The following is a 17236-nucleotide window of genomic DNA, read 5'->3' as shown; positions in this document are numbered from 1 at the left end:
CGCGATTTTGATAAATTATTTGTAATTCTTCCGTTTGAAAAAGATTTCTTTGAAAAGAAACATAATTTTTCTGTAAATTTTGTTGGTCATCCATTAATTGATGCCATTCAAGACAGAAAAAAATCGGATGAAAATTTATTTAGATTAGAAAATAATTTATCTAACAAACCAATAATCGCAATTTTACCTGGAAGTAGAAAACAAGAAATTTCTAAAATGCTAACTATTATGTTGAGTGTTGTAAACGATTTTCAAGAGTATGAGTTTGTAATTGCTGGCGCGCCAAGTCAAGAATTTTCGTTTTACAAACAGTTTTTAAATGGTAAAAATATAAGTTTTGTAGCCAATAAAACGTATGATTTACTTGAGAATTCCTATGCAGCTTTGGTAACTTCTGGAACTGCAACCTTAGAAACTGCTTTGTTTAAAGTACCAGAAGTTGTTTGCTATAAAGGAAGTTGGATTTCTTATCAAATTGCCAAACGATTAATTACATTAAAATACATTTCACTGGTAAATTTAATTATGGATGAAGAAGTTGTAACTGAATTGATTCAAGAAAAATGTACAAGTAAAAACATCAAAAAAGAATTAAATTTATTGTTAGATAAAACTAACAGAAAAAAAGTTTTAGATAAATATGAAGAATTAGAACAAAAATTAGGCGGTTATGGCGCAAGTAAAAAAACTGCATCTTTAATAATTGAAGCTGTTAAATAACAATTTAAAATTTGAAACGTTATTTATTAAAAACCATTTGATTTGAAACCACTACTCTATTCTTTACTACTTCTACTTCTTTTTGCATCTTGCAAATCAACCTCATCAACTGTTTCGACTTCTAAAAAAACAACTTTAAAAACCAATTCTAATAAATTTATAGTTTTAAAGGAAAAATCTGAAGAACAAAAAGCCAGAATTGACAAAAAAGATTCTAAAGAAATTGAAGTTATAAAAATTGTACCTAACAAAAAACTTGTTGTAAGTAATTATAATTATGATGTAGTTTTATCATCTAATAATGCCAAAAAATTATGTAATCAATTGGTTGATGATGCCTTAAAAAACATTGGTAGTCCTTATAAATCTGGCGGAATTACTAAAAAAGGTTACGACTGCTCTGGTCTAATATTCACAACATTTAAAAATAATGATATTATTTTACCAAGAACATCTATCGACATGTCTAAAATTGGAAGATTTATTGAAGCCAATGATGCTAAAAAAGGCGATTTTATTTTCTTTAAAACCAATGGTAAAACAATTATAAATCATCTTGGAATGATTGTAGATGTTGATAATAATGAAATTAAGTTCATTCATTCTTCATCAAGTAAAGGTGTTATTATTTCTTCAATAAATGAATCATATTATAGTAATTGTATTGCTCAAATTAACAGAATTATAGAATAAATATTAATATTCTTGTTAATTTAAATTAATTGCATACTTTCGAGTAATGAAAGTATTACAATTTCCTTTAATAAAAATTACTTTTTCTTTTCTTTTTGGGATACTATTCTCCCATTTTTCATCAGTATCTTTTGAAATAATTATTTCATTACTTATTGCTAACTTTCTAATTTTAGTTGTTTCGTTTTTTACTTTTAAAAAGAAATTTTTTGGTGTTTTTGCTTTGACAACAGCATTCTTTATAGGTTCATTCTCTTTAATTTGTAATAACGAAACTAGAAATTTAAATCATTATTTGTACAAAATCAATGCTTTTAATGAAGTTTATAATTCTGATTTAACTGTTTTAGAAAAACTAAAAAACACTACTAAAAACGATAGATATATTGTAAAAATAACTTCTTTAAATGACACATTATCTACTGGCGAATTAATTTTAAACATTAGAAAAGAAACTGTTTTGCCAACTATTGCAATTGGTTCGCATTTAAAAGTAAAAGGAAGTTTTTATAAAAATAGAAATCCAAACAATCCCAATCAATTTGATTATGGAAAATATCTAGAAAACAAGCAAATTTATGCTCAAATTTATGCAGATTTAAAAGATATTAAAATTAGTACTATTGAAGATAAAAATTTAAACTTTTATGCTTCAAAAATTAGAAATAAAATAATTGTAAACCTCGAGAAAAATGGATTTTCAAAGTCAGAATTAAGTGTTGTAAATGCATTAATTCTTGGTCAACAACAAGATATTTCTAAAGAAGTTGTACAAGATTATCAATATGCTGGCGCAATTCATGTACTTTCAGTTTCTGGTTTACATGTTGGATTTATTCTACTATTTATTACTTTCCTTCTCAGACCAATTCCAAACACTAAATTTGGTTTAACCTTAAAACTAATAATTGCATTAATTTCGTTGTGGCTTTTTGGGATTTTGGCTGGACTTGCACCATGTGTTATTCGGTCAGTTACTATGTTTTCCTTTGTTGCCGTTGGTTTGTATTTAAGAAGAACAGTAAATATTTATAACACTTTAATGATTTCAATTTTACTGATTTTACTTGTAGAACCATCTTATTTGTTTGACATTGGTTTTCAATTGAGTTATGTTGCTTTATTTTTCATCATCTGGTTACAACCTTTATTAGCAAGTATTTGGACTCCAAAAAGCAAATTCATAAATTATTTTTGGGAAATAATAACAGTTTCATTTGCAGCACAAATTGGAACTTTACCAATAACAATTTACTATTTTCATCAATTTCCTGGATTATTTTTTATCACTAATTTAATTATTTTACCAGCATTAACTTTTATTTTAGCGTTAGGAGTTTTAGTATTATCACTTGCTGCATTTGATGTTGTTTGGTTTCCAATGATGAAATTATTAGAAGTTAGCATTTCTATTTTAAACAAAATTATTAGTTGGGTTGCATCGTTTGAAAATTTTATTTTTAAAGATATTTCTGTATCAACTTTAATGATGATTTGTGGATATTTTTTAATTTTTGGATGGATAATTTGGTTTCAAAAACCATCATTTAAAAAATTATCTTTTGCATTTTTAAGTATTATTTTGTTTCAAATAGTTACCATTTACACAAAATATGACAACCAAAAAGCAACTGAATTTATAGTTTTTAGCAAGAGTAAAACGTCAATAATTACAGAACGAAAAGGACAAAGAGTTTCACTATATAGTAATGATAGTATATTGAAAAATGTATCTGATAATTTGGCAATAAAATCTTATTTAGTAGCGAATTTTTGTTCCATTAAAAATAAAAAATCTATTGGAAACTTGTTTTATTTTAAAGGAAAAAAAATATTATTATTAGACAGTTCAGCCGTTTATTTGAATGATAAAAAACCAGATATCTTAATTTTGACACATTCTCCAAAGTTGAGTTTGGAACGTGTTTTTAAATCTTGGAAACCAGAGCAAGTTGTTGTTGATGCTTCTAATTTTAAATCGTATATAAAAATTTGGAAAGCTACTTGTGAGAAAGAAAAAATCCCTTTTCACGCGACTGGCGAAAAGGGATTCTATAAATTATAAACTAAAAATTAAGCTTTTTTCTTAGTAACTTTTTTCTTAGCGGCTTTAACTTCTTTTTTTGTTGGTTTTGGGTTTGGAACAAATTTACTAATGATTTCATTAGCTGTTTTTAACCATACAGTTGGTCCACCAGCTAAATAACCAGTACTTCCAAGTTGTTCAAAATTAATTTTATTATCTAATAATGTAGGTTTTGCAAACCAAACTGTTGGATAACCACGAACGGCAAATGTCTGTTGCAATTTCAAATTTTGATCTTTAATTTCTTGAGGTAATTGCTTATTTCTAGGATAATCAAGTTCTACTAAAACCACTTTATCTTTAGCCCAAGCAATAAATTCTGGAGTTTTAAAAACTTCTTTTTGCAAACGAATACACCAACCACACCAATCACTACCTGTAAAAAATAGAAAAAGAGGTTTGCTTTCTTGGTTAGAAATTTCAATTGCTTTGTTTAAATCGGTATGCCATGTTAACTCTTCTTGCGCATATGATGAAAAACTTGCAAGAAAAAGAATTAGTACTATTGTTACTTTTTTCATTTTATATTTTTATGTTGTTAAACTTGTTTTCAAAAATAATGCCGAAAATAAGAAATTTATTTTACTTCTTGCATAACTTTCTTCAATAGTGGCGAAATAAGGATTAATAAAATTCCAGCTCCAATTGCAATATATCCAATGCTTTGATATCCATCTGTATATTGAATAAGTTTTTGAGAATTGGTTAAATTTTCTCCAGTAGAATCACCTTTTGCTAAAGCTGCACCAATCAATCCTGCACCATATTGACCATAAGCACTTGCTAAAAACCAAGTTCCCATCATCATTCCTGTTAATCTTTTTGGAGATAATTTAGTAATCATTGATAATCCTATTGGTGACAAACACAATTCTCCAACGCTTATTACTAAATAGGCAAAAAGGAACGTCCAAAGTGGTGTTAATCCATTGGGAGTTGCTAAAAATTTACTCCAGTAAAAAACTAAAAATCCTAATCCTAAAATTAAAAATCCTAGTCCAAATTTTACTATTGTATTTGGTTCTGCCTTCTTTTTACTTAAATAAATCCATAAAAAACCTATTACTGGTGCTAAAGCTACAACCCAGAGAGCATTAATAGAATTATTAACTTGAGTCATATTTAATCCTTGACTATTTACATTTCCATTAGCAAAGAAATTTAAAGAACCACCACCTTGTTCAAAAAACGACCAAAATAATGCAGAAAATAATATCAAAATGATTGCTACAAGTAATTTCCCGAATTCTTCTTTTTTAACTTTTGACAAAATTATTCCTAAATAAGTCAAAATAATAACTGCAATTGTAATCATAAACAAATCACTAAATTGAACTAAATAAGGCAATAAATTTCCAGATTCATCTTTTAAAAACACACCGTTAGCATCTTTCAAATTTCCAAAAAGAAATGTAAAATCAATATCAAATGGATAATACACCATAATAAAGAAAAAAGGAATAAATAATAATGAACCTAGATAAACCATCAAATTATTAGAAATTCCTAAAGCTGATTTTTCAAATAATTTTTCAGGAAATGGAGGAAGACCAATTGGACCCAAATGCTTTTGAGTTTTCATAAATAATCCCAAACCCATTAACATACAAACTCCTGAAAGTGCAAAACCTAAAGACCAACTAACTGATGTACCAATATAAGCAATTGTAAGTCCACTAAGTAAAGCTCCTATATTTATACCTGAATAAAATAATGAGAAACCTGCATCTCTTCTTGGATCGTCATCTTTATATAAAGAACCAACCATTGTTGATATATTTGGTTTAAAAAATCCATTACCAACAATAAGTATACTAATTCCCAAATAAAAAGAAAATGCTCCTGGTATTGCCATAATAAAAGTCCCAATTGCCATCAAAATTCCACCCCAAAAAACAGATTTTCTAAAGCCAAAAATTCTATCAGCAAACATTCCGCCAACAAATGCCATTGCATAAATAAAAGCTTGAATTAATCCATACTTTTTATTGGAGGTACTTTCTGCATCGTCTCGATATTTTTGTTGCGAGGTTTCTATATAATATCGAGGATGATCCTGAGATAATTCTTCTTTATTCAATTTTTGAAATTCAATTTTTTTAGATTCTAATTCGTTAATTGATAATGGATTATAATCCGCAGTAAGTATTAAATGTGAAATGTATAATGCTAATAAAGCTCTCATTCCGTAAAAAGTGAATCTTTCCCACATTTCTACCATAAACAAATGCCATAATTGCTTAGGATATTTTCCTTTAAAATTTTGTATTTCTTCAAGTGTAAGACTGTTCTCCATAATTAAATTTAGTTTGGTAACAAATATAAAAAAACCTCTGAAAAATCAGAGGTTTTGAAATTTATTTTATATAATTTTATTGAACATTATTTTCTCTCATAACACCATTTAGCCATTTTAACATTAGGAATAATGCAACTGCTGCTGCTAACACTAATCCGAAATTTAAATAAAAGAAATTTTGTTTTTCTGGCATTGATTCCCATAGTGACGATAACATTCCAGATAATTTATTACCTACAGAAATTGCTAAGAAAAATCCTCCCATCATTAATGCTGTAATTCTTGGTGGTGAAAGTTTAGAAACCAGTGATAATCCCATAGGAGAAAGACATAACTCTCCAATTGTAATAACACCATAAGATGCAATTAACCACCAAGAACTAGCTTTCATTGTCATATCGTTAGTCGCAAAAACAGCTCCAACCATTACTAATGCTGATAATGCAGTAATTACTAAACCTAAAAATATTTTTGTTGGCGTACTTGGTTCTTTCTTTTTTCTTCTCATAAAACCAAAAAACCCAACTATTAACGGAGTTAAAACAACTACCCAAAACGGATTGATTGATTGGTATAATTCTGTTGAATACAATTTTAAATTTGTTCCTTTTGCAGGAACTTGATCTCCAGGTAAAGTAGCAAAGTATTTTCTAGAACTTTCTAATTGACCTATTTCATTTGAAAAAGCACCTTTAGCTTTTAATTCTTCAGCAGAAACTGCAGGCATTGCTTCTTCTTTAGCACGCATTTCTTTAATAGTTGTATCAAATGTGGCTTGGTCTGACGATACAATATCATTATTTACAACAACTTGTGCCATTCCTACTTTATCGGCAACATTTGAAACTGCTGCTGGCATATTTCTATCAGTATGATCTTCTGCCCAAACGGTTAATGCATCTCCATTTTGATGAAAAATTGCAAAGAATAAAATTACACATGTAAATACTGCCAATAGTGCTTTTATTGCTCTACTTTCTTTAGCTTCTGCTGTAAATGCAAGATAAATAAAGAATCCTATTACAGGCAAACATCCGATTATAAAAGCATCATTAGTATCTGAACCTAAAAAATTTCCTGGTATCATGTAGCCAATTATTCCAAAAATAAACATTGGAAGAACTGTTAATCCTAATATTTTGGTAGTTGGCATATCACCAGCTTGAACTGGTTTAATAATGTCAACATGTTTTATGTGTTTTGTACCTAATAAAAATATTGCGACTCCAACTAACATACCTACACCAGCTGCAGCAAAAGCATGTCCCCAACCATAGTTGATTCTCATGTAAGCAGCAACAAAATTACAAATGAAAGCTCCGATGTTAATTCCCATATAAAAGATGTTGTAACCAGCATCTTTTTTGTCTTTCATGTCTTCACCACTATACAAGTTTCCAACTAGTGTTGAAATATTTGGTTTAAAGAATCCGTTTCCTAGAATTATAAAAAGTAAGGCAATATAAAAAGTTGTTGTGCTGTGAATTGATAGTAAAAAATATCCTGTAGACATCATTAATCCACCAATTACAATTGATCTTCTGTAACCTAAAATTCTATCTGCTAACAATCCGCCAATAAAAGGAGTTAAATAAACTAATCCTAAATAAGTTCCGTAAATATCTGATTTTTTTGCAGAATCAAATCCCATTCCTCCATTATTCCATCCATCAATCATATAAAGCGAAAATATTCCGAGCATTAAATAATACCCAAATCGTTCCCACATTTCGGTTCCGAATAAATACCAAAGTCCTTTTGGATGTCCTGTTTTTACTGTTGTTTCATTCATTTTTTAATTGTTTTTATTATTGGTTAGGTTGGTATGTTTTACTTTAATTTTATTTAGCATAAAATCAGTAATTGTAATTATCTTAGTTTTATTAATTATTTCTAAAACTAATAAATCTTTATCTCCAGTTAATAAGTAATGTGCATTACCATCAACCGCTAAATTTAGCAAAAAATTGTCTTTTAAATCGCGACAAGTATCAATTTGTGAAGTAATTTCAATTTTTTCACCTTCGTTTTCAAATAACTCATAAATTAATCCAACAGATTCAGCATCAAAATATTTTACAAATTTAGGTCGATTTACCACTTTTTCAATTTCATTTATTAGTTGATTTGAGTATAACAATATGATTTTACTTTCTATAATAAAAAGAAATGAACTTAATTTTTTTGAAATGAGAAAACTAATCCAAAGATTAGTATCAATCACTATTTTTTGTTTTTTCATCATACATCTCTTTTCTAACAATTTCCACTTCGGTTGTAATTTCTTTCATACTTGGAGCTTCGTCCGAAAATTTACGAGTTTTCTGTAGTAGTCTTCTCAATGTAGATTTTGGATCATTTATTTCAATCAAATCCAAATCAACTAAATCTGCAATCAATTTTCTTGCCTTTGGGTTTATAATATTTATTGATATTGTTTCCATATTTATTTATTTATCATTAAAATTGTATTGCTTCAAAAATATCTTCAAATTGGCTGTCGTATTTAGTTTCCAAATCTTTTATTTGAATTTGAAAATTTTTTATATTTAACAAGGTTCTTCTTAATGCCACAAAAGCTCTAACAATCGCGATATTCATTTTTCTTGCTTTTGGGCTTCTTAAAACACTTGCTAACATTGTAACTCCGTGTTCTGTAAAAACATAAGGCAGGTATTTTCCAGTTCTATTTTTTGGTAAATCCATCATCACAGTTTGTGATGATGAAAACGAAAATGCTGACGATGACGACAGTTCTTCCCATTCCTCTTTTGTCAATCTGAACATAAAATCTTCAGGAAAACTTTCAATATTTCTTTTAATCGCTTGATTCAAAACACGAGTCTCAACTTCATAAAGTTCGGCTAAATCACAATCGAGCATAACTTTAATTCCGTTTATCTCATGAATTTTATTTTGAATCGAAACTATTTGCATTCCTACAACTTCTCTTTAATAAAATTCGTCATTTTATAGTACAATTGAATTCTGGTTTTTCCGCCATAAATTCCGTGATTTTTATCTGGATACAGTGCCCAATCAAATTGTTTATTGGATTGCACTAAAGCTTCAATCATTTGCATAGAATTTTGAACGTGTACATTATCATCTGATGTTCCGTGAATTAAAAGATAATTTCCTTTTAATTTATCGGTAAAATTTATTGGCGAATTACTGTCATATCCACTGGCGTTTTCTTGTGGCGTTTGCATATATCTTTCGGTATAAATGCTGTCATAAAATCTCCAATTGGTAACTGGCGCAACGGCAATGGCTGTTTTAAAAACATCTGAACCTTTTAAAATACAATTACTCGCCATAAATCCACCATACGACCAGCCAAATATACCAATTCTAGTTTTATCTACATAAGAATAATTTCCTATTACTTTGGCAGCATCAATTTGGTCTTCAACTTCATATTTTCCTAATTCTTTTTGAGTAATTTTCTTGAAAGCTGCACCTTTAAAGCCAGTTCCACGACCATCAACACAAGCAATAATATATCCATTTTGTGACAACATCATAAACCACATATCGTTGGTGTCTAACCAATTATTTGCCACTTCTTGTGAACCTGGACCAGAATATTGATACATAAAAACTGGATATTTCTTGGTTGCATCAAAATCTTTTGGCTTAATCATCCAAGCGTTTAATTTGTTTCCTTTTTCTGTAGTAAGTTCGAAAAATTCTTTGTTTGGAAGATTATATTTTTTTAATTTTTCTGATAAAGCATCATTATTAACAATAGATTGCACTTGTTTTCCATCTTTAGAATTATTCAAAGTGTAATTTGTTGGAATAGTTGCATTAGAAAAAGTATTGATAAAATAATCAAAATTAGGACTTAAAGTTGCAGAATTCGTTCCTACTTGTTGCGATAATTTTACTTTCGTTTTTCCGTTAAGCGAAATTTTGTAAACATCACGAATTGTTGATCCGTTTTCTACCGATTGATAATAAATAGTTTTATTTTTTTCGTCAAAACCATAATAAGAAGTTACTTCCCAATTGCCTTTGGTAACTTGATTTTTTAATTTTCCTGTTTTATCAAATAAATAAATGTGATTAAAACCATCTTTTTCTGATGTCCAAATAAAGCTATTGTCTTTTAAAAAGGTTAAATTATCAGTTACATCAACATAAGCTTTGTCTTTTTCATTCATTACAACTTTAGCAATTCCAGTAGTTGCATCTACAAATAGTAAATCTAAATTATCCTGATGACGGTTTAAAACTTGAATACATACAATATTGGCATCGTTTGTCCATTTCATTCTTGCAATATAAAAATCTTGGTAATTGCCAAGATTGATGTCTTTTTTAGATTTTGCATTAACATCATATATATGTAGTGAAACTGTAGCGTTTTTTTCACCAGCTTTTGGATATTTAAAAGTTTCAACCGTTGGATACAATTCTTTTTTATAAATATTCATTGTAAATTCTGGAACTTCACTTTCGTCAAAACGTATAAATGCTATTTTTTTTGAATCTGTACTCCAGTCGAATGCTTTTACAAATGCAAATTCTTCCTCATAAACCCAATCAGTAATTCCGTTGATAATTGAATTTTTCTTTCCGTCAGAAGTAATTTGAACTGTTTGTTTGGATGCAATATTATAAACAAATAAATCATTTGCTTTGGCAAAAGCCACTTTTAAACCATCTGGAGAAAGTGTTGGTTCTTGAACTTGTTCAAACAATTTAGATAATTCTTTTGTAGTTGAATTATAAAGATAATAATCAGCAGTAAACGAATGGCGAAAAATTGGATTGGTATTGTTAGCAATTAAAATTTGCTTTTCGTCTTTACTAAAAGTGTAACTATCAATTCCATCTGACAATGCTGGAAAACTTTTTGTATCAATTAAAGTAGTAACTTTTTTGAGAGTTGCATAATCGTACAAATCTATTTGCTGACTTTTAGAAGCTTTATCAGAATTTAAAATGGTGTACTGATTGGTGTTTTTCATTGCTTGTAATTCGTCCATTCCTTTGGTTCGAAAAGCACCTGTATATATTTCTTCAATAGTTATTTTTTGCTGCGCAACTACCGAAATATTTACTAAAAATAGTAGTGTAAAAAGTTTAATTGATTTCATTTTTTTAATTAATTATAAACAACACCAATTTTAGTGAAAAATTTGCAAATAAAGGTATTTTTTTATGTTAAATGCAATTTTTATATCTAATATTTTTATCTAAAACGAAATATAACAATAAAATGTAAAGCGTATCTTTACAAAAATATAGCCAAAATCATTTCAACATGAACAACGCCATTGCAGGATTTTCTAAACTAAGTAAAGAAGAAAAAATAAATTGGATTGCAAAAGAGTATTTTTCTAACCCAAGTGAAGCCATTTCAATAATAAAACAATACTGGAATAGCGATGATAATTTGCAAAAATTACATGATGATTTTATAGAAAATACTATTACCAATTTCTATTTACCATTGGGAATTGCTCCAAATTTTCTTGTAAACGGAAACTATTTTTCAATTCCAATGGTAATTGAAGAAAGTTCTGTAGTTGCTGCTGCATCTAAATCGGCAAAATATTGGAGTACTCGTGGCGGATTTAAAGCCACAGTTTTAAACTCTGAAAAAATTGGACAAGTACATTTTATTTACAAAGGTGATTCAGAAAAACTAGAAAAATTCTTTTCTCAAACAAAAAATAAATTCTTTTCTTCTACTGAAAGCATTACTAAAAATATGCAAAAACGTGGTGGTGGAATTTTAGATGTTGAACTTAGAAATAAAACTAATAATCTAGAAAATTACTATCAAATTCATGCTACTTTTGAAACTAAAGATAGTATGGGAGCAAATTTTATAAATTCATGTTTAGAACAATTTGCTAAAACTTTGAAAGAAGAAGCTTTACTTTTTTCTGATTTTACTGAAAATGAGAAAAATATTGAAGTCATAATGAGTATTTTATCTAATTATGTTCCTAATTGCATTGTTCGAGCTGAAGTTTCTTGTAAAATTGAAGAATTAGTAGATAAAAATATTTCTAATCCAAGAGAATTTGCCGAGAAATTTATTCAAGCCATTCGCATTGCAGAAGTTGAACCTTTTAGAGCTGTAACTCATAACAAAGGAATAATGAATGGTGTAGATGCTGTAGTTCTTGCTACAGGAAATGATTTTCGAGCTGTAGAAGCTGGAGTTCACGCTTATGCATCAAGAAATGGCAACTATTCTAGTTTATCTCATGCTACAATTGAAAATGATATTTTTACTTATTGGTTAGAAATTCCATTAGCTTTAGGAACAGTTGGTGGTTTAACTTCGTTGCATCCATTGGTAAAAATGGCTTTAGAGATTTTAGGAAAACCATCTTCGCATGAATTAATGCAGTTGGTTGCTGTTACTGGATTGGCTCAAAATTTTGCTGCTTTGCGCTCTTTAACTACAACTGGAATTCAAGAAGGACATATGAAAATGCATATTAATAATATTTTAAATCAGTTTGAGACATCTTATGAAGAACGTAAATTGATAAAAACCCATTTTGAAAATAATGCAATATCACATTCGGCAGTAGTTGAATTTATTGAAAATTTAAGGAAATAACACTTAGAAAAACTCAGTAAGATATAGTGACAAAAAAGATTAATAATTTAGCACTAAATAATATAAATTAAATAGTTTTAGTATTAAAAGATACTGAAACAAGTTCAGTATAAATGAAAAAAGAATTCTACAGTAACGGAAAACTATTAATAACAGCAGAATATATAGTTCTTGATGGTGCAAAAGCATTGGCATTACCTACAAAATTTGGTCAGAATTTAATTGTTGAAGAAGCTCAAAATAAAGTTTTTAATTGGACAAGTTTTGATGCTGATGGAAGTATTTGGTTTAAAGATACAATTCAGTTTGCATCAATAGTTAGCAAAGAACAGTTTGATGATACAAAAAACATCAAAAATACTTTAATAGAAATTTTGCACGAAGCTTATAATTTAAATTCTAATTTCATTAAAAATTCTGATGGTTATACTATTTCAACTGAATTAACTTTTCCAAAATTTTGGGGTTTGGGAACTTCTTCTACCTTAATTAATAATATTGCGCAATGGTTGAACATTGATGCTTTTACTTTACTTAAAAACAGCTTTGGTGGAAGTGGTTACGACATTGCTTGCGCTCAAAATAATACTCCAATTCTTTATCAAATAATTGATGATAAACCTGTAGTTGAAAATATAATATTTGAGCCAAATTTCACTAAAAATATCTATTTTGTATATCTTAATAAAAAACAAAGTAGTAAATCGGCAATTGCATCTTATTATAAAAAGCAAGCATCTGTATCGAAAACTATCGAAAAAATTAATGCAATTACTAAACTAATTATTAAAACTGAAAGTGAATTAGAATTTGCAGAAGCATTAAAAAAACACGAAGCAGAAATGAGTTTGATTTTAGAATTACAAACGGTTCAAGAAGTATTATTTTATGATTTTAATGGTATAATAAAAAGTCTTGGTGCTTGGGGTGGAGATTTTGTTATGGTAATTTCTAAAGAAAATCCAACAGAATATTTTACCAAAAAAGGATTTACAATAATTCTACCTTATAAAGATATGATATTGTAAAAAACAAAAAATCCTGATTGCTCAGGATTTCTTTATTGTAATGAAAATAGATTATTAATAAAAATCTACTCTGCTATCTTTAATGTCTGCATTTGTTTTTAAAGCTGGTAAAACTCTGCCAACTCCTTGCGCTGCATTTCCTTTTAATTTATTTACGAAATCATCATACTTAGGCAATTTTGGCGCTTTAGTAACTGATTTAGTTTTTACAACATAAACACCGCTTGCACCTTCAATTGGAGCAGAAACTTTATTTACTGCTGATCCAAATGCTGTACCTACAACTTTAGTTTCCATACCAACATTAGGCAAAACAGCATTATCAACTGTAGATGCTGCACTGTTTAAAACTGTCGTTTTATTATTTTTAGCAATAGTTTCTAGAGATGTTCCAGACATTTTTGTCATTATTTTTTCGGCTTTCTTTTTATTTTTAATGATACCTTCAACAAGTGGTCTTGCATCTTCGGCGGTCATTAATCCTTTTTCATTAACCTTTTTAAGTCTTGCAATTACGTTTCCTACGTTAACAACTTCAAATCTTTTAACGTCACCAACACTAGTTTTTTTATCGTAAGCCCATTTAATAATTTGTCTTTGGTTTCCAACAGCTCCAAATGCTTCATCCATTGGTTTTGCTTTAATTGCAGGATTTACTGTTAACTTTTCTGCTTTAGCAACTGCTGCAAAATCTTTTTCATTAGCATCCATTTCAAATTTGGTTGCTTTTGTATACATAGTATTTGTGGTAGTTTCTGATGGTTCAATTTTTACAGCTACAGTTGCTAATCTAACAGCATCTTGTTTGTCTGTAACGTTTATAATATGGTAACCAAATTCTGATTCAACCAAACCAATTTTTCCTATTGAATTATTAAATACAAAATCGTTAAAAGGTTTAACCATTTGGTTTGGTCCAAAATATCCTAAATCGCCACCTTGTTGAGCCGATGAATCATCAGAATTAGTCAATGCTTCCATCATAAAACTTCCAGGATTTGCAAGTACTCTTGCTAATATTGCATCTGCTTTTACTTTAGCTTCTTCTTTAGTACGTTTTTCTTTTGGAGTTGGACCTTGAATTCCTTCCCAACTAATTAAAACGTGACTTGCTTTAGCTTTAGCTCCAGATTTTTTACCCATAGATTTAGAAAGACTGTAATAGTTTCCGTTAATATAAGGTCCGTAAATTTCACCTGCTGGCAAATTGTATAATGCATCTGCAAATTGTGCTGGTAAATCTTGTTTAGCAACATAAGTAGAATCATAAGGAACTTCTGAATTTGCTCCAACAAATTCTGCAACATTTGTAGCATTTTTAAAACTTGGTAATGTATCGTTAACTTTAGTTTGTGTATTAAAGACAATACTTCCATTTAACAATCCATCAATTTTAGCTTTAACTTCATCTTGATCTGCTTTGGATGGTTTGTCTTCTATTAAAACATATTCTATTTCGCGCGTTTCTTCTGCTTTGTAACGTTTTTCATTTTTCTTTACATATTCTAAAATATCTGCATCGGTAACTTTTACATCGCTATCTTTAATGGAAGAATATGGCACAGCAACATAATCAAAGTTAACTTTATTAGTTTCCATTTCATATTTAAACTTACCTTCAGCAGCTGTTGTGTACATTCCTGCTTTTATCAAAGTGCTGTAAATAGCAAACTTTGAGTTTATTTCTGCATCTTTTTCTTTACTTTCAAGAAATTCTTTTTGCTGTGGATTAGATTTAAAATATTCTTTAAATTTATTTAAATCAAATTTTCCTAATTCGTTTAAAAACGCTGGATTTTGTCCAATATTTTGATCTTTTTTAAGATTATCAATTAAATGCTTGTCTGTAGTTTTAATTCCAGCTTTTTCAAATTGGTCTGAAATTAAAGCTACTGCTATTTCTTGATTCCAAACTTGTTCTGCTGCTTGAATTGTTGTAGGAGTTTGTCCGTTTTGACCTGGATTTTTTTCAGTATTTGCTACTTTTATTCTAAAATCGTCAAATGCTATATCCTTTCCGTTGATACTTCCTACTTCGTTAGATTGACTTTTAAAACCGTTTGAAAACAAATCTTGCACAATAAATGCTAATAAAGCAAATGCTATAATACCTATCAAAAGCGCTGATCTTTTTCTAATATTTGATAAAACTGCCATTTTTATATTTGTTAATTTTTAATTCAGTTTGCGAAAATACAATTATCTATTAAATAATTATAGTTTATGGATATATTTTACGTTAAAAAGTCGATTTTTTTTATTCCTACTCTAAAATGGTCATTTTTACTACATCAATTTTTGTATTTGTAGCTTCTTCAACCTTAAAATGATAGTTATCAATTGTTATATCGTCTCCTTTTAACGGAATTTCTTTTGTAAAATCTACAATAAATCCTCCTAATGTTCCATAAGAATCATTTTCTGGAATAGAAAGTTTGTATTGCTCGTTTAAATATGCTACATCTAATCTTGCAGAAAAAATATAGTTTTTATCGTCTAATTGTTGTTCTATAAGTTTTTCATCCTCATCGTGTTCATCTTCAATTTCACCAAAAAGTTCTTCAATAATATCTTCAACAGTAACAATACCAGATGTTCCACCATATTCATCTAAAACTACAGCTACACTTTTTCTTTTTTTAGTTAATAAATTTAATCCATCTTTAATAAAAATAGTTTCTGGAATATATTCTACTGAAATCATTATAGATTTTATGGTTCTAGGTTTTTTAAACAATTCAAATGAATGTACGTAACCTATTATATCGTCTAGTGAATTTTGATAAATTAAAATTTTAGAATATCCTGTTTTAATAAATAATTCTCTTAATTCTGTAACAGAATCGTATAGTTCCATTGCAACCAACTCGGTTCGTGGCGTCATTATATCTCTAGCTTTTACACCAGAAAATTCTAATGCGTTTTGAAAAATTTGAATTTCAGAATCTATATTATCATGATCTTCAACGGTACTCATTTGTTCGTTTATGTAGTTTCCTAATTCTGATTTACTAAAAAAAGAGGGCACATAATCACCTTGAGTATTGAAGAATTTTTTTAAAATAATATCCGAAATCCAAATTATAAATGAAGAGAAAAAATATAAAATTTTATAAAAAACATACGCCGGAATTGCTAAAATTTTTAAAATAGTGTTGGCATATATTTGAAAAAAAACTTTAGGTAAAAACTCGGCAGTTAGTAAAACTATTAATGTAGAAATTACTGTTTGAATTAATAAATTGGTAAAATCGGAAAAATTATAGTTTAAAGATTTTATCCATTTCATTACTAAATCTCCCATAAAAAACCCATATACTACCATTGAAACATTGTTTCCAACTAGCATTGTAGCAATGAATTTAGATGGTTTTTCGGTAAGTTTAGTAAGTATTTTAGAAAGAAAGTTGTCTTGTTTTTTTTCTATTTCAAGATAAATTTTATTAGATGAAATGAAGGCAATTTCCATTCCAGAAAAGAAGGCGCAAAGTAATAAACACAATACAATTACTCCTATTTCCATTATTATTTAGGTTGATTAGTGTTGTTTCTATCTTCAAATTTTTTAGCAAATCTGTTTCTAAAAAAGAATAGAAAAAATGCAACTACTGCAAATGCGACACTTAACCAAGGTTTTTCGGGATTATTCCATTTAGAAAACGCATCGTAAAGCATTACAAATCCAAGAACTAAATAAATATATTTTGTAAAATTAAGGTATTTCATAATTAATTAGAGTTTTGTACTTCGCCAGATATTCTTTGCGAATTTATTATTTTAAAATCTTTACTAAAATCTACACCTTCACCATAAGACAA

14 protein-coding genes and 1 pseudogene are annotated in these 17236 nt (G+C 28.4%); 5 read left to right on the top strand and 10 right to left on the bottom strand.

From position 1 onward, the window contains the following. The 3 genes from ACH2BC_RS09515 to ACH2BC_RS09505 all read left to right on the top strand — a co-directional run. Nucleotides 1-720, top strand: a 720-nt coding sequence (locus tag ACH2BC_RS09515) for a lipid-A-disaccharide synthase (protein ID WP_395053761.1), incomplete at its 5' end; no start/stop codon positions are given. A gap of 42 nt (nucleotides 721-762) precedes the next feature. Then, nucleotides 763-1413: a C40 family peptidase gene (locus tag ACH2BC_RS09510; protein WP_395053760.1), complete on the top strand. Its 651-nt coding sequence runs from the start codon at nucleotides 763-765 to the stop codon at nucleotides 1411-1413. 46 nt (nucleotides 1414-1459) lie between these two features. Next, the gene (locus tag ACH2BC_RS09505) at nucleotides 1460-3478 is read left to right on the top strand and encodes a ComEC/Rec2 family competence protein (RefSeq protein ID WP_395053759.1); all 2019 of its coding nucleotides are present in this window, start codon (nucleotides 1460-1462) and stop codon (nucleotides 3476-3478) included. Nucleotides 3479-3486: 8 nt separating this feature from the next. Here the strand turns inward: ACH2BC_RS09505 and ACH2BC_RS09500 are convergent, their stop codons facing one another. The 7 genes from ACH2BC_RS09500 to ACH2BC_RS09470 all read right to left on the bottom strand — a co-directional run bounded on the left by ACH2BC_RS09500 (nucleotide 3487) and on the right by ACH2BC_RS09470 (nucleotide 10906). After that, nucleotides 3487-4020, bottom strand: coding sequence for a thioredoxin family protein (locus ACH2BC_RS09500; protein WP_395053758.1), 534 nt, complete (start codon nucleotides 4018-4020; stop codon nucleotides 3487-3489). Between the two features lie 56 nt (nucleotides 4021-4076). Further along, nucleotides 4077-5795 (bottom strand): peptide MFS transporter, encoded by a 1719-nt coding sequence (locus ACH2BC_RS09495; RefSeq protein ID WP_395053757.1) that lies wholly within the window; start codon nucleotides 5793-5795, stop codon nucleotides 4077-4079. 76 nt (nucleotides 5796-5871) lie between these two features. Then, on the bottom strand, nucleotides 5872-7590 hold the full coding sequence (locus ACH2BC_RS09490) for a peptide MFS transporter (protein WP_395053756.1): 1719 nt from the start codon (nucleotides 7588-7590) through the stop codon (nucleotides 5872-5874). A 3-nt stretch (nucleotides 7591-7593) separates the two neighbouring features. Next, the gene (locus ACH2BC_RS09485; protein WP_395053755.1) at nucleotides 7594-8040 is read right to left on the bottom strand and encodes a putative toxin-antitoxin system toxin component, PIN family; all 447 of its coding nucleotides are present in this window, start codon (nucleotides 8038-8040) and stop codon (nucleotides 7594-7596) included. Next, nucleotides 8015-8242 (bottom strand): hypothetical protein, encoded by a 228-nt coding sequence (locus tag ACH2BC_RS09480; RefSeq protein ID WP_395053754.1) that lies wholly within the window; start codon nucleotides 8240-8242, stop codon nucleotides 8015-8017. The genes ACH2BC_RS09485 and ACH2BC_RS09480 overlap by 26 nt, the downstream gene beginning before the upstream one ends. Before the next feature lie 16 nt (nucleotides 8243-8258). Beyond that, nucleotides 8259-8735 (bottom strand): ORF6N domain-containing protein, encoded by a 477-nt coding sequence (locus tag ACH2BC_RS09475; RefSeq protein WP_395053753.1) that lies wholly within the window; start codon nucleotides 8733-8735, stop codon nucleotides 8259-8261. A 2-nt stretch (nucleotides 8736-8737) separates the two neighbouring features. Continuing rightward, nucleotides 8738-10906, bottom strand: a complete 2169-nt coding sequence (locus ACH2BC_RS09470) for a S9 family peptidase (RefSeq protein ID WP_395053752.1) — start codon at nucleotides 10904-10906, stop codon at nucleotides 8738-8740. Nucleotides 10907-11061: 155 nt separating this feature from the next. On the opposite strand from ACH2BC_RS09470, the pseudogene ACH2BC_RS09465 reads away from it, so the two are divergent. Then, nucleotides 11062-12390 (top strand): annotated as a pseudogene (locus tag ACH2BC_RS09465) (hydroxymethylglutaryl-CoA reductase, degradative); the annotation flags it as partial. Between the two features lie 113 nt (nucleotides 12391-12503). Next, the gene (locus ACH2BC_RS09460; protein WP_395053751.1) at nucleotides 12504-13418 is read left to right on the top strand and encodes a GYDIA family GHMP kinase; all 915 of its coding nucleotides are present in this window, start codon (nucleotides 12504-12506) and stop codon (nucleotides 13416-13418) included. Between the two features lie 54 nt (nucleotides 13419-13472). Here ACH2BC_RS09460 and ACH2BC_RS09455 read toward each other — a convergent pair whose 3' ends face one another. The 3 genes from ACH2BC_RS09455 to ACH2BC_RS09445 all read right to left on the bottom strand — a co-directional run bounded on the left by ACH2BC_RS09455 (nucleotide 13473) and on the right by ACH2BC_RS09445 (nucleotide 17144). Then, the gene (locus ACH2BC_RS09455; protein WP_395053750.1) at nucleotides 13473-15575 is read right to left on the bottom strand and encodes a peptidylprolyl isomerase; all 2103 of its coding nucleotides are present in this window, start codon (nucleotides 15573-15575) and stop codon (nucleotides 13473-13475) included. Nucleotides 15576-15681: 106 nt separating this feature from the next. Next, nucleotides 15682-16941, bottom strand: coding sequence for a hemolysin family protein (locus ACH2BC_RS09450; protein WP_395053749.1), 1260 nt, complete (start codon nucleotides 16939-16941; stop codon nucleotides 15682-15684). 2 nt (nucleotides 16942-16943) lie between these two features. Continuing rightward, nucleotides 16944-17144: a hypothetical protein gene (locus ACH2BC_RS09445; RefSeq protein WP_395053748.1), complete on the bottom strand. Its 201-nt coding sequence runs from the start codon at nucleotides 17142-17144 to the stop codon at nucleotides 16944-16946. Nucleotides 17145-17236: the final 92 nt, after the last annotated feature.

This window comes from Flavobacterium sp. (genome assembly GCF_043760115.1).
Taxonomy (GTDB): domain Bacteria; phylum Bacteroidota; class Bacteroidia; order Flavobacteriales; family Flavobacteriaceae; genus Flavobacterium.
The sequence above is the reverse complement of the archived record's forward strand: the minus strand, read 5'-3'. Positions and strand labels throughout refer to the sequence as shown.

Bases quoted from the DNA above. Each gene is read 5' to 3' on its own strand.
- ACH2BC_RS09505 (WP_395053759.1), top strand. From the start codon at position 1,460: ATGAAAGTATTACAATTTCCTTTAATAAAAATTACTTTTTCTTTTCTT.
- ACH2BC_RS09500 (WP_395053758.1), bottom strand. From the start codon at position 4,020: ATGAAAAAAGTAACAATAGTACTAATTCTTTTTCTTGCAAGTTTTTCA.
- ACH2BC_RS09495 (WP_395053757.1), bottom strand. From the start codon at position 5,795: ATGGAGAACAGTCTTACACTTGAAGAAATACAAAATTTTAAAGGAAAA.
- ACH2BC_RS09490 (WP_395053756.1), bottom strand. From the start codon at position 7,590: ATGAATGAAACAACAGTAAAAACAGGACATCCAAAAGGACTTTGGTAT.
- ACH2BC_RS09485 (WP_395053755.1), bottom strand. From the start codon at position 8,040: ATGAAAAAACAAAAAATAGTGATTGATACTAATCTTTGGATTAGTTTT.
- ACH2BC_RS09480 (WP_395053754.1), bottom strand. From the start codon at position 8,242: ATGGAAACAATATCAATAAATATTATAAACCCAAAGGCAAGAAAATTG.
- ACH2BC_RS09475 (WP_395053753.1), bottom strand. From the start codon at position 8,735: ATGCAAATAGTTTCGATTCAAAATAAAATTCATGAGATAAACGGAATT.
- ACH2BC_RS09470 (WP_395053752.1), bottom strand. From the start codon at position 10,906: ATGAAATCAATTAAACTTTTTACACTACTATTTTTAGTAAATATTTCG.
- ACH2BC_RS09460 (WP_395053751.1), top strand. From the start codon at position 12,504: ATGAAAAAAGAATTCTACAGTAACGGAAAACTATTAATAACAGCAGAA.
- ACH2BC_RS09455 (WP_395053750.1), bottom strand. From the start codon at position 15,575: ATGGCAGTTTTATCAAATATTAGAAAAAGATCAGCGCTTTTGATAGGT.
- ACH2BC_RS09450 (WP_395053749.1), bottom strand. From the start codon at position 16,941: ATGGAAATAGGAGTAATTGTATTGTGTTTATTACTTTGCGCCTTCTTT.
- ACH2BC_RS09445 (WP_395053748.1), bottom strand. From the start codon at position 17,144: ATGAAATACCTTAATTTTACAAAATATATTTATTTAGTTCTTGGATTT.